This window comes from Buchnera aphidicola (Ceratoglyphina bambusae) (assembly GCF_039363085.1).
Taxonomy (GTDB): Bacteria; Pseudomonadota; Gammaproteobacteria; order Enterobacterales; family Enterobacteriaceae; genus Buchnera_G; species Buchnera_G aphidicola_E.
The window spans coordinates 294,829-308,259 of the sequence record NZ_CP134982.1 but is presented as its reverse complement, the minus strand read 5'-3'; the positions used below and the strand labels follow the sequence as shown (position 1 = coordinate 308,259).

At 19.1% G+C, this 13,431-nt stretch carries 11 protein-coding genes and 5 tRNA genes; 6 read left to right on the top strand and 10 right to left on the bottom strand.

Annotated features, from left to right (window positions below; all coding sequences use genetic code 11):
• Nucleotides 1-14 precede the first annotated feature (14 nt).
• The 4 genes from RJD23_RS01445 to glnS form a co-directional block, all read right to left on the bottom strand.
• The gene (locus tag RJD23_RS01445) at nucleotides 15-647 is read right to left on the bottom strand and encodes a 5'-3' exonuclease H3TH domain-containing protein (protein ID WP_343188104.1); all 633 of its coding nucleotides are present in this window, start codon (nucleotides 645-647) and stop codon (nucleotides 15-17) included.
• 11 nt (nucleotides 648-658) lie between these two features.
• Nucleotides 659-880 carry a hypothetical protein gene (locus RJD23_RS01440; protein ID WP_343188103.1) on the bottom strand — a complete coding sequence of 74 codons (222 nt, stop codon included), beginning with the start codon at nucleotides 878-880 and terminating at the stop codon, nucleotides 659-661.
• Nucleotides 881-1,006: 126 nt separating this feature from the next.
• Nucleotides 1,007-2,266 carry a phosphopyruvate hydratase gene (eno, locus tag RJD23_RS01435; RefSeq protein ID WP_343188102.1) on the bottom strand — a complete coding sequence of 420 codons (1,260 nt, stop codon included), beginning with the start codon at nucleotides 2,264-2,266 and terminating at the stop codon, nucleotides 1,007-1,009.
• Nucleotides 2,267-2,318: 52 nt separating this feature from the next.
• The gene (gene glnS / locus RJD23_RS01430) at nucleotides 2,319-3,947 is read right to left on the bottom strand and encodes a glutamine--tRNA ligase (protein WP_343188101.1); all 1,629 of its coding nucleotides are present in this window, start codon (nucleotides 3,945-3,947) and stop codon (nucleotides 2,319-2,321) included.
• Between the two features lie 162 nt (nucleotides 3,948-4,109).
• Here glnS and RJD23_RS01425 point away from each other — a divergent pair.
• From RJD23_RS01425 to rpiA, 4 genes are all read left to right on the top strand, one after another.
• A tRNA-Met gene (locus RJD23_RS01425) sits at nucleotides 4,110-4,183 on the top strand.
• Between the two features lie 42 nt (nucleotides 4,184-4,225).
• Nucleotides 4,226-4,307 (top strand) — tRNA-Leu (locus RJD23_RS01420).
• Between the two features lie 48 nt (nucleotides 4,308-4,355).
• A tRNA-Gln gene (locus RJD23_RS01415) sits at nucleotides 4,356-4,427 on the top strand.
• Between the two features lie 105 nt (nucleotides 4,428-4,532).
• A complete protein-coding gene (gene rpiA / locus RJD23_RS01410) occupies nucleotides 4,533-5,195 on the top strand; it encodes a ribose-5-phosphate isomerase RpiA (RefSeq protein WP_343188100.1) in 663 nt (220 codons plus the stop codon).
• A 15-nt stretch (nucleotides 5,196-5,210) separates the two neighbouring features.
• On the opposite strand, the gene gshA is transcribed toward rpiA, so the two are convergent.
• The 5 genes from gshA to alaS form a co-directional block, all read right to left on the bottom strand.
• Nucleotides 5,211-6,689, bottom strand: a complete 1,479-nt coding sequence (gshA, locus tag RJD23_RS01405) for a glutamate--cysteine ligase (protein ID WP_343188099.1) — start codon at nucleotides 6,687-6,689, stop codon at nucleotides 5,211-5,213.
• A gap of 68 nt (nucleotides 6,690-6,757) precedes the next feature.
• Nucleotides 6,758-6,831: transfer RNA gene (locus tag RJD23_RS01400), tRNA-Arg, on the bottom strand.
• A 55-nt stretch (nucleotides 6,832-6,886) separates the two neighbouring features.
• A tRNA-Ser gene (locus tag RJD23_RS01395) sits at nucleotides 6,887-6,972 on the bottom strand.
• A gap of 112 nt (nucleotides 6,973-7,084) precedes the next feature.
• The gene (csrA, locus tag RJD23_RS01390; protein ID WP_343188098.1) at nucleotides 7,085-7,264 is read right to left on the bottom strand and encodes a carbon storage regulator CsrA; all 180 of its coding nucleotides are present in this window, start codon (nucleotides 7,262-7,264) and stop codon (nucleotides 7,085-7,087) included.
• Between the two features lie 105 nt (nucleotides 7,265-7,369).
• Entirely contained in the window at nucleotides 7,370-9,958 is a 2,589-nt protein-coding gene (gene alaS, locus RJD23_RS01385; protein ID WP_343188097.1) for an alanine--tRNA ligase, read from the bottom strand.
• A 186-nt stretch (nucleotides 9,959-10,144) separates the two neighbouring features.
• Between alaS and RJD23_RS01380 the strand changes: the two genes are divergently transcribed.
• Entirely contained in the window at nucleotides 10,145-11,107 is a 963-nt protein-coding gene (locus RJD23_RS01380; protein ID WP_343188096.1) for an RluA family pseudouridine synthase, read from the top strand.
• 120 nt (nucleotides 11,108-11,227) lie between these two features.
• Here the strand turns inward: RJD23_RS01380 and aroQ are convergent, their stop codons facing one another.
• Nucleotides 11,228-11,683 (bottom strand): type II 3-dehydroquinate dehydratase, encoded by a 456-nt coding sequence (aroQ, locus tag RJD23_RS01375; RefSeq protein ID WP_343188095.1) that lies wholly within the window; start codon nucleotides 11,681-11,683, stop codon nucleotides 11,228-11,230.
• A gap of 280 nt (nucleotides 11,684-11,963) precedes the next feature.
• On the opposite strand from aroQ, the gene tldD reads away from it, so the two are divergent.
• Nucleotides 11,964-13,412 (top strand): metalloprotease TldD, encoded by a 1,449-nt coding sequence (gene tldD, locus RJD23_RS01370; protein ID WP_343188094.1) that lies wholly within the window; start codon nucleotides 11,964-11,966, stop codon nucleotides 13,410-13,412.
• Nucleotides 13,413-13,431 lie beyond the last annotated feature (19 nt).

The following is a 13,431-nucleotide window of genomic DNA, read 5'->3' as shown; positions in this document are numbered from 1 at the left end:
ATTATATTTTATTTTTAATAAAAATTTTTATAATTTTTTAAAATTTTAAATTGATTTTTTTTGAAAAATTCTTTTAATTTTTTATTATTAGGTTTTTTTAATTTTAAATTTTTAAATTTTTTGTCTATTTTAAAATTTAAATTTAATTTTATTAATCTTAAGAAAAAAAATATTTTTTTTTTTGTTAATTTTAAATTAATTAATATATTTTTAATATTTCTTATTTTTAATTTATGTATTTTATTAATATTTTTATATATATTTTTTAAATTTCCATATTTTTGTATTAATATTTGTGCTGTTTTTTCTCCTATAGAATGAACACCAGGTATATTATCTGATTTATCTCCAACTAAAGATAAAAAATCTGGTATATTTTTTGGAAAAATTTTATATTTTTTTTTTATTTTTTTTTTGTCAATTATTTTATATAAATTATTCATAATAAATGTTTTTGAATTTATTATTTGATAAATATCTTTATCATTAGTTAATATATATACATTGTTTTTTTTTTTATTTTCTATTTTAGATAATATTCCTATAGTGTCATCTGCTTCTATACATGGTATTTTTACTATTGGTATTCCTAAATTTTTTATTAAAAAATTTAAAGGTTTTATTTGATTTATAATATCTTTAGGCATAATAGATCTGTTTAGTTTATATTCTTTATAAATCTTTTTTCTAAAATTTTTTTTTTTGAATCAAAAACTGTTATTATTTTTTCTGGATTATATTTTTTATATATTATATTAAATAATTTTAAAAAACCATACACTATGTTTCTAGGTTCTCCTAATTTGTTTCGTAACATAGGAATTGCATAATAATATTTATACATATAGTAATTTCCATCTATTATAAAAGTTTTTTTCATTTTTTCTCCTGTTATATTTTATCAATTTTTGATAATGTTTTTATTTATTTAAATATTTGAAAAACATTTAATATTTTTATTAAAAAAATAACAATATTTTTCAACATTGTTATTTTATAGTTGTTCTTATTTTGTGATTTGCTCTTCTATTCTAATTAATCTATTATATTTAGCAATTCTTTCTGTTCTAGACATAGATCCTGTTTTTATTTGTTTTGAAAATGTTCCTACCGATAGATCTGATATAGTAGTATCTTCTGTTTCTCCTGATCTGTGGGAAATTATTGTATTATATTTATTTTCTTTAGCTATTTTTATAGTTTCTAAAGTTTCTGTTAATGTTCCTATTTGATTAAATTTTATTAAAATAGCATTTGCTGAATTGTTTAATATACCATGTTTTAAAATTAATGGATTTGTTACAAATAAATCATCTCCAACTATTTGTATTTTTTTTCCTATTTTTTTCGTTAGATATTTAAATCCCTTCCAGTCGTTTTCATGTAATCCATCTTCAATAGAATTAATATAATATTTTTTTGAAATATTATTTAAATATTTAGTGAACTCTTTGTAATTAAAATTTTTATTTTCATTTTTTAATTTATATTTTTTTGTTTTATTATCATATAATTCTGTAGCTGCGCAATCTATTGCTAGAATTACATCTTTTCCTAAAACATATTTAGTTTTTTTAATTGATTCTTTTATTAACATTAATGCTTCTTCATTACTTTTTAAATTTGGAGAAAAACCGCCCTCATCCCCTACAGATACACTCATATTGTTATTTTTTAATATGTTATATAAAGAGTGAAATATTTCACAACCCATTCTTATAGATTTTTTTATAGAAACATTTTTTTTTGGTTGTATCATAAATTCTTGTATGTCTAAATTATTATTAGAATGTTTACCACCATTTATAATATTTATCATAGGTCTAGGCATTATAAATTTTTTATTAATTTTACATAATTTTGCAATATGTTTATATAAAGGAATTTTTTTATATTGTGCATATGCTTTTGCTGCAGATAATGATACAGATAATATAGCATTCGCTCCTAAATTTGATTTATTTTTTGTTCCATCTTCTTTTATCATAATATTATCTATTTTTTTTTGATATTTAGAATTTTGATTTTTTAGTATTTTAAATATTATGTTATTCACATTATTTACTGCTTTTAAAACTCCATATCCAAAAAAATATTTGTTGTTATTATCTCTTAATTCTAATGCTTCTTTAGAGCCTGTAGAAGCTCCTGATGGTACACTAGATATTCCTATACATCCACTGTGTAAATGTACTTCAGATTCAATTGTAGGATATCCTCTGGAATCTATTATTTCTCTAGCGAATATTTTTTTAATTCTTGGCATGATATTTCCATTTTATTTTTTTATAATTTACAATTTAATAATTGTATAAATTTTATTTATGATTTTTTAATTTTACCACACAATTAAATGTAACATTTTTTTTTGTACTTTTTTTATCTAAAAAAAAATACCCTATTCTTTCAAATTGTATATAATTTTTTATAATTTTTGAAAATATATCTTTTTGTACAAAACCTTCTCTTATTATTAGTGAATTAGAATTTACATAATTTATAATTTTCTTTTGTTTATCTAGTTTTTTTATATTGAATAAATTTTTATATATTTTAAATTTTGAATTTATAGAATCTTTTTTAGATATCCAATGTATTATACTATTTTTTTTTATTTTTTTATTTTTTTTACTTAATGTTTCTTTATAATATTTACAATATATTGCCTTTATTTTATTAAATTTATTTTTTTTAATTTTCTTCGCTTTTATTATATATGAATAACGTAATTTTACTGTTCCATTTAAACATAGTTTTTTACTTTTTTTTTTATAATTTTCTTGAAAATCTTTTTTTTCTATATATATTTCTCTTCTTAAAATAATATTTTGTGTTCCTAATTTTTTTATTTTTGGATGATTTGGTATTATAATTTTTTTTTTATAATTATCAGGGAGATTATATATTATAATTTTTATCGGGTTTATTACAGCCATAGCTCTATTTACTTTTTTATCTAAATCTTTTTTTATATGATTTTCTAAATTAGAAATTTGTATTAAACTTTCTTTTTTAGTCACACCTATATTATTACAAAATTTCATTATTGATTTTGGTGTATATCCTCTTTTTCTTAATCCTGATATTGTTAATAGTCTAGGATCTGACCAATTTTTTACAATTTTGTTTTTTATTAGTAATTTTATTTTTCTTTTTGATAATATAGAATTTTCTATATTAAGTCTAGAAAATTCGTATTGTCTAGGTTTTTTTTTAACATCTATATTTTTTAATATCCAATTATACAATGTTTTATTATCTAAGAACTCTAAAGTACATATTGAATGTGAAATTTTTTCTATATAATCTGAAATACAATGAGCAAAATCATATGTTGGATATATACACCATTTATATTTAGTTTTATAATGTTTATATTTTTTTATAATTCTATATAAAACTGGATCTCTCATTATTATTATTTTTGATGACATGCTTATTTTAGCTCTTAAACAACAACTTCCTTCATTAAATTTACCTTTTTTCATTTTTTTAAATAAAAATATGTTTTCCATTATTTTTCTATTTCTATATGGGCTATTTTCCCCTTTTTTATTAAGAGTTCCTCTATATTTTTTTATATCTTTTTTATTTAAATTATCTACATATGCTAATCCTTTTTTTATTAATATAATTGCATACTTATAAAATTTATTAAAATATTTAGAAGAATATTTTATATTATTAAATTTTAATCCTAACCATTTTATATCTTTTTTTATAGAAGTAATATATTTTTTGTTTTCTTTACGCGGATTTGTATCATCAAATCTTAAATTGCATTTTCCATTGTATTTTTTAGCTATACTAAAATTTATAAAAATTGATTTTGCGTGTCCTATATGTAGATGACCATTTGGTTCTGGGGGAAATCTAGTTTTAATTTTTATGTCTTTATTATTTTTTATATCTTTTTTTATTATTTTTTCTATAAAATTTTCTTTCATATTTTGTTTTTTGTGAACTAATTATTAAATTTTTTGTTCATTGTATTATAAATAAAATAATTTTGTTTTAAATTTTTATTTAATATATTATTTTAATAAAATAGTTGATAATTGATGTCAAATTTAGTATATTTATAATTAAAGTCCTATTACTTATTATATAGCTATGTAGCTCAGATGGTTAGAGCACAGCACTCATAACGCTGAGGTCATGGGTTCAATTCCCATCATAGCTAAATTTTTTTTATAAATTTATATTAGTTAATAGAATTATTTTTGCGGAGATGGCGGAATAGGTATACGCACCAGATTTAGGTTCTGGCGCTGCGAAGCATGCGAGTTCAAATCTCGCTCTCCGTATTTATTATATTTATAAAATTAATAATAATCTGTTTTTTACAATTTTGTTGGGGCATAGCCAAGTGGTTAAGGCATCGGTTTTTGATACCGGGATCCCTGGTTCGAATCCAGGTGCCCCAGAAATTTTTATTTACTATATTTATAAATATATTTGATAATTTTATATTTTTTTTATAAAAGTTTAAATTAATTTTTTTAGGAGTTTTTTATTTAAATATTATTACTATGAATATAAACAAATTAAAAAAAAAATCTGCTATAGAGGCTATTAAATATGTTCCTAAAAATGCTATATTAGGAATAGGAACTGGGAGTACAGTATTATATTTTATAAAAGAATTAAGTAAAATTTCTAGTTTTATAAAAGGAGTAGTATCTAGCTCTAAAATTTCTACTTTATATTTAAAAAAATATAATATTAAAACATTTGATGTAAAATATATAGATAAAATAGAAATTTATGTTGATGGTGCAGATGAAATAAATGATGATATGCAAATGTTAAAGGGGGGAGGAGGAGCTTTAACAGGAGAAAAAATCTTATCAGAAATGGCTAATACTTTTGTTTGTATTGCAGATTTTACTAAAAAAGTTAATATTTTAGGATCTAAAAATCCATTACCTATAGAAATTATTTCTATAGCGTATTCTTTCATTAAAAGTAAAATAATTGAATTAGGTGGTTTTCCTGTATTAAGAAAAAATTTTTTAACAGATTATAAAAATATAATTTTAGATGTTTATGATCTTGTTATAGATGATCCTATAAATATAGAAAAAAAAATAAATAATATTCCTGGTGTAGTTACAGTTGGTTTATTTTCAATTAGAAAAGCAGATGTAGCTATAATTGCTTATAAAGATAAAATTAGAGTTATTAAAAAATAATTTTTATATTTTTTTTTAATATTTTAAATTATGTTTTTCAATTATTTTGTTCATCTTTAAAGAAATTAGTTTTTCTTTCAAAAAATCTGTTTTTTTAATATTTTTGAACAATTTATTTTTATATTTTTTGAAATATTTATTAGATAAATTTAATCCAGCTTTTTTTATTCCATATTTTTTTATCATTTTTAAAATTTTTGAAGAATATGTCATATTATTATTTTGAAACATTTTAATTATTTTTTTACAAGATTTTTTATATTCATTTTTTTTAGTATTTTTATCAAGCATTTTTGCAATTATTTTTAATTGACGTATTATTTGTATTCCTAATTTTATAAATTTTTTTTTTTTATTTTTTTTTACATATATTTTTTGTTTTTTTTTTTTTCCTTTTATACATATATTTTCCCAATTCTTATATATATATTTCATTTCTATCTTACTTATGAATGGTGATTTTATTAATAAACACCAAATTAAAAATAAATCTAATATTAGTATTTGATGTTTTTTTATTCCTATAGGAGAAAAAGGATTTACATCTAAAGATCTAATTTCTATATATTTTATTCCTCTTTTTTTTAAAGCTTCTATTTGAGTTTCTTTTTTTTTTGCATTTTGTTTTGGTCTAACTTGCACATACAATTCATTTTCTAATTGTATTAAATTAGAGTTTATTTGATTTTTTTTTTCTTTAATATTTTTAAATTTTTTTTCTTTCGTTTTTAGAGCTTTTTCTATTTTTTTTATATATTCTTTTATAGAATTAAATTTTATATTTAACTTTTTAGAAATATTATTACCATATACGAATTTACTAGATCTTATAGAAGTAGAAAAATTAAAGTTTATATTTTTTTTTTTAATTATTTTATTTGATATAGTTGGAGATGATCCAAATATATATGGTATTATATATCCAAATCTATAATAATTTCTTATTATATGCATATATCCTTTAGATATCATATTTTTATTTATTACTTTATCTGTGTTGTACCATTTTTTCCAAATTTTTTTTGGTAATGAAAAGTTATAGTGAATACCAGAAATAATGTTTTTATAGTAGCCATATCTGTTTTTTAGACCTATTCTATATAATTCTTTTTTTTTTCCTAATCTTGATTTTCCATACTTTGCTATTTGTATTTTTTTTTTATTATTAATATAATATGGAGGTATACTTAAAGGCCAAAGTTGTTCTTTAAATAAATTTTTTGTTGTATATATATATAAATCTAACAAAATATTTATTAATTTGTTTGTATTATTTGTTTTAGGAGTTATAAATTCTATTAAATTTTCTGAAAAATCTGTTGTTATCCATTTGTGTGTTAGAGAAGATCCCAAGGATTTTGGGTGTAAGGTTTTTGAAAGATTTCCATTTTTGTCTATTCTTAATGTTTCTCTTTCAATTCCTTTATTAATTTTTTTTAAAATTTTTTTATTTTTTAATATCCAATTAATACTATAAAACATTTTTGGAATCAATTTTTTCTCCTTTGATATATTTATTTTTTTGACAAAAAAATTTTGTAATAAGATTATTGAATTTTTTTTGCATCCGGAAGGATTCGAACCTTCGACCTTTCGGTTCGTAGCCGAGTGCTCTATCCGACTAAGCTACGGATGCTTGTTTTTTTTTTATAAATAAATTTTAGTATTAAATATAGATATATTTTATTTTAAGGTGAGAGAGGGATTCGAACCCTCGATGCATTAAATGCATTCTCCCTTAGCAGAGGAGTACCTTAAACCTCTCGGTCATCTCACCAAAATATAGAAACATTATATAAATCAATTTTACTTTTTAAAATTAATAAGTCAAATATTTTTTTATTAAATTTATAACTTCGTCTTGCTAAATAATAAGCAAGACGAAGTTTTTATTTTACTGTTTTTTTTTCAGATTGTATTCTTTCATATATTTCTTCTCTATGAACAGATATATTTTTTGGCGCGTTGACTCCAATTCTTACTTGATTTCCTTTTACTCCTAAAACAGTTACTGTGATTTCATCACCTATTATTAAGGTTTCTCCTATCCTGCGAGTTAGTATAAGCATTATATTTTCCTTGTTAATATTTTGAAATTATTTTGTATATTTTATTTTTTATTCTTTATTATTTTTTTTATATAGAATTTTTTTTGTTAAATTTTTTAATAAATTTTATTTATATGGGAACCAAATTTTTATATTTTTTAAAAATTTTTTAGTTAAAATTATTTTTTTATTTCCCCCTTCAGCTAATGTTCTTTTTCCACCTCCGGATCCTTTAGTTTTTTTATTAATTACATTTAATATTTTTACTGCATTTATTTTTTTAGATAATTTTTTTGTAACTCCTATTAATATAGAAACACTGTTTTTTTTAATATTTAATATTATTATTATTATTTCTTTTTTTTTATTTCTTATTTTATCTATAAATTTTCTTAATAAAATATTATTTTCATTAAATAAAGTTTTTATAACAATTTCATATTTATTTATTTTTATAACATTTTTTAATATCTTATCTATTTCTAAATCTAATAGTTTTTCTTTTAAATTAAATGTTTTTTTTTCTAAATTTTTATTTTTTTTTAATATATAAATTAAATGTTTTACTATATTATTTTTTTTAATTTTTATTTTTTTACATATTTTATTTAACACACTTTCATTTTCATATATTTTTTTTATAGCAAAATTTTGTGTTAATGCTTTTATTCTATATTTTTGTTTAGATATTTTTTTAATTTTAAATATTTTAAATGTTCCTATTTCACCAGTTCTTTTTACATGTGTACCTGAACATAGCTCTGAAGAAAAATCATTTATTTTTACAACTCTTACTTTATCATGGTATTTTTCACTAAACAAACCTATTGTATTTAGTTTATCTACCTTTTGAATTTTTATTACTTTAGTTTTAACAATACTATTTTTTTGTATTTCTTTATTTATTTTTTTTTCTATTTTGTATTTTTCCGTATTAGAAATTCTTTTATTATGTGAAAAATCGAATGTGAGATATTTTTCTTTTATACGAGATCCTTGTTGTGTAACATTTTTTCCAAAAAAAATTATTAAAGTTTTATGTAACAAGTGAGTAGCTGTGTGATTTGATTGTATTGATAATCTTTTTTTATAATCTATTTTTGTTTTAACTACATCCATTATTTTAAATTTTCCTTGTATAACAGTACCAATATGAATAGTTAAATTATTAATTTTTTTAGTTTTTGTGACTCTAAAAATAGAATTTTTTTTGTATATTTTTCCTACATCTCCTGATTGACCAGACGATTTTCCAAAAAAAGTTGTTTTTCTTAATATTATTATACCATTTTCTTTATATTTTATTTCTTTAACTTTTTTTTTGTTTATAAAAATCTCTTCTATTTCACTTTTTATATTTTTTTTTGTATATCCTAAAAATTTTGTTTTTTTCGAAAACAAAAATTTATTTTCATAATTTTTATAAAAAATTTTATTTTTACTATTTTTTTTTTGTTTTTTTATTTCTTTATTTAATTCTGTTTCATTTATTTTAATATTATTTTTCTTACATATTTCTTTTGTTAAGTATATAGGAAAACCTAATGTATCATGTAAGTAAAAAACTGTTTTTCCATCTATTTTGTTATTTATTATTTTTTTTATTTTTCTTTTTAAAAATTTCATTCCATATTCAAGAGTATTTTTAAAAATTTTTTCTTCCTTATTTAAAATTTTAATTATTTTTTCTTTGTTGTTTTGTAATTGTATGCATGATTTATGAATCTTAATTATTTCATCAACTAAAATATGTAAAAACGGTTGTTTTATTTTTAGATTTTTTCCGCATAATATCATTCTTCTAATTATTTTTTTTAATACATATCCTTGATATTCATTAGAAGGTATGATTCCTTCGGATATAATAAAAGATGATGTTCTCATATGATCTATTATTGTATTAATAGATTTTGTACATAATTTATTAGTATTACTTATGTAAATTATTTTTTTTTTTATTTTTTGAAAAATATCTATATCATATGTGGAGTTTACATTTTGTATTATGGAGGCAATTCTTTCTAACCCCATTCCTGTGTCTATATAATATTTTTTTAGTTTAACTAATTTATTTTCATCTATTTTATTATATTGTATAAATACTATGTTCCATATTTCTATTAGATTATATTTTGTAGAAGATTTATTTTTATTTATAGTATTTTTTTTATAAAATATTTCTGTTGAAGGGCCGCAAGGTCCTATTTCTCCCATGTTCCAAAAATTTTCCATACTGTTTTTTTTTGTTATTATTATATTTTTTTTATTTATTTTTATAATATGTTTCCATATTTTATATGTTTCTTTATCTTCATAGTTAACTGTTATAAATATTTTTTCTTTTTTTAAATTAAAATATTTTTTGCCGGTAAGTAAATTCCAAGCATATAATATAGCATCTTTTTTAAAATAACAGCCAAAGCTAAAGTTTCCTAACATTTCAAAAAAAGTATGATGATATAAAGTTTCTCCAACTTGATTTATGTCATTATGTTTTCCTGTTGTTCTTATACATTTTTGAGATGTTACTATTTTTTTGTGATTGATTTTTTTTTTGCCTAAGTAGAAATCTTTAAATTGATTCATTCCTGCGTTAGTAAATAATAATGTTCTATCTTTTTTTGGTATTATTGGTCCTTCTTTTATTATTTTGTGTCCATTATTTTCAAAAAATTTCAAAAATATATTTTTTATTTTATTAGTTTTTATATTCATATTTTTATTTAATTATATAGTTTTTATTTTTTTAATTTATTAAATTTATTTTAAATTTTAAAATTTAAATATTTATGTTACATAATAAAAAATGATTTACAATTTTATAATTATATATGTATTAAAAATTTATTAGATAATATTTATTTAATATTTTTTAATAAAATTTATTTTGAGTTTATTTATATGAAAGATAAATTATTTTGCACACATTATAAAATAGGTTATAAAAATGTATTTTATATAAATTATATTAAAAAAATAAGATTAGATTTATTTTTAAAAAAAAAATTTTTAAAATATTCTCGTTCTTTTTTAAAAACATTTATATTGAATGACAAAGTTTTTATAAATGGTATTATATGTAATAAACCAAGTAAAAAAATAAATTTTTCAATAATTACATTTATAGATTTTTTTAAAAAAAAAGATTTTTTTATTCCTGAAAACATTCCATTAAAATTTGTATATGAGGATGATAATATAGCTGTAGTAGATAAAGACAAAGGAATAATAATGCATCCAGGTAATGGTAATTATTCTGGCACTATATTAAATTCTATATTATATCATATAAAAGAATCAAAAAATATACCTAGAGCTGGAATAGTTCATAGATTAGATAAAAATACTACAGGATTATTTGTTTTTGCAAAAGATTTGGTTACATATTATAAACTTATTAAATTAATTAAATTTAAAAGAGTAATCAGAGAATATGAAGCTATAGTAGTAGGTAAAATTTTTTCTAATGGTAAAATATCAATTCCTATTAAAAGACATAAAAAAATTAGAACAAAAATGTCTGTTGATATGTTAGGCAAACCATCAATAACTCATTATAAAGTAATAAGAAGATTTTCTGATTGTACTCATGTTAGAATAAGATTAGAAACAGGTAGAACTCATCAGATACGAGTTCATTTTTTATATATTAAACATCCTATAATAGGAGATAAGACTTATTTTATAAAAAAAAATATACATTTCTTAAATAAAAATAAATTAAATTATATAAGAAAATTTCCAAGGCAAGCACTTCATGCAGTAATGTTAAAGTTTAAACATCCTATTAAAAATAATATTATAAGATGTTTTTCTAATTTACCTAAGGATATTAAGAAATTAATGAATTTTTTGAAAAAATGAATAAAAAATTTCTTTATTAATAAATTATTTAAAAATATTTGTTTATAATATGCACTTTTCTAATATTATGAAAAGTGCAGAATTTTAACATTGTAAAAAACATTAATATATTAAAATGTTTTATATATTTTTTAAATTTAATCTTTTATAGATAGTTTTTAGCGCCAAAAAATACCCATATGTACCTAAACCGCATATTATACCTTTTGATATGTCAGATATCCATGAGTTTGATCTGAAACTTTCTCTAGAATATATATTAGATATATGTACTTCTATAAATGGTATTTCTACAGATATCAAAGCGTCTCTTATAGCAATACTAGTATGTGTAAATGCTGCAAGATTTATTATCATATAATTTATATTTTTTTTAGAATTATGTATTTTATTTATTAACTCAGATTCTGAATTTGATTGAAAACTTTTTAAATAAATATTTAATAAATTAGCTTTTTTCTTTAATTTTTCATTTAATTTTTTTAGTGTTGTTCTTCCATAAATTTTATTTTCTCTATTACCTAATAGATTTAAATTAGGTCCATTTATTATTAATACTGAATTATTTTTTTGCATAAAATTTCCTAATTTATATTTTAATTGTATAAATATTTTTTATTAAAACTTTTCAAACATTTTTTAAAAATATATTTGTGTTTAAATAATATTTTTAAAATTAGTTTTTTTAACAAAAAATAAAAATATACATTTATTTTTTTTTTATACAGCATTAATATATTTTTTAGAATTTGAATAATAATATATTATTATATCTTTTCTATATAATTTATATATTTAAAAAATAAAATGTTCAATTTAGTTTTATTTTTTTTTAAAATATTAAGGTATATTTTATATGAAATTAAAAAATGTTTTTTATAATTTAATAACAAAGAATAATATTACTTATAAAGATATAAACGATGCGTTAAATAATTTAAGTTCATCAAATATAGATTATGCAGACTTATATTTTCAATCAATATTTTGTGAATGCTTATGTTTAGAAAATAAAATAATAAAAGAAATATTACATAATATGGATAAAGGATTTAGCGTAAGAACTATTTTTAAAAAAAGAATAAATTTTTCTTATTCTAATGATATATCTTTAAAAAATTTAAAAAAACTAGTAAGTAAAATTTCAAATTTAAATTTTAATATAAATAAAAAAGAATATATTAAACATAATAATTTTATAGAAAAGAAAATATCTATATGTGAAAATCCAATAAAAGGATTTTCTTTTGAAAAAAAAATAGAAATATTAAATAGAATAAATAATATTGTAAGAAATTATGATAAAAGAGTTTCTAATGTAATTGTTTTACTAAAAATTAAATATGAACAAATATTCATAGCATCTATAGAAAATAATTTTTCTGAAGATGTAAGATCTATAATATGTTTAAAGATAACTTCTATAGTTGAAGAAAATAGTATAATAGAAAAAGGTGTTTCTGGTGGAAGTGTAAAATATTGGAAAGATTTTTTTTTTAATGATAAATTTTTAAAAACAGATTTAATAAAAAAATGGTCTATAGATTCTGTTAGAATAGCTATTTTAAATTTACAAGCTAAAAAAGCTCCTTCTGGTTTTTTTCCTGTTGTTTTAGGTTCAGGGTGGCCTGGAATATTGTTACATGAGGCTGTAGGGCATGGTCTTGAAGGAGATTTTAATAGAAAAAAAATTTCTATATATAGAAATAAAATAGGATCTAAGGTTGCTTCTAAACTGTGCACAGTTGTAGATGATGGAACTATTTCTTCTGGAATTGGATCTTTAAATATAGATGATGAAGGGAACAAGACAAATTATAATGTTTTAATAAAAAATGGAATTTTAAAAAAATATTTACAAGACAAATATAATGCAATGTTAATGAATCATTCTTTAACTGGAAATGCAAGAAGAGAATCTTATAAATACATTCCATATCCAAGAATGACAAATACATATATGTTGCCTGGAAATTCTAATTTTGAAGATATAATTTGTAGTGTTGATTATGGAATATATGCAACTAATTTTTCTGGAGGTCAAGTTGATGTGACATCTGGAAATTTTGTGTTTACTACTATTGAAGCATATTTAATTAAAAATGGAAAAATATGTTTTCCTATTAAAAATGTTACTTTAATAGGATCAGGTATTGATGTTATGAAAAATGTTTCTATGGTTGGAAATGATTTTTCTTTAGATCAAGGGTTAGGAATATGTTCTAAAGAAGGACAAAATATATCAGTTGGTGTAGGCCAGCCGACTATAAAAATTAAAGGATTAACTGTTGGTGGAACTAATTAAAATAAATGTATCATGCAGA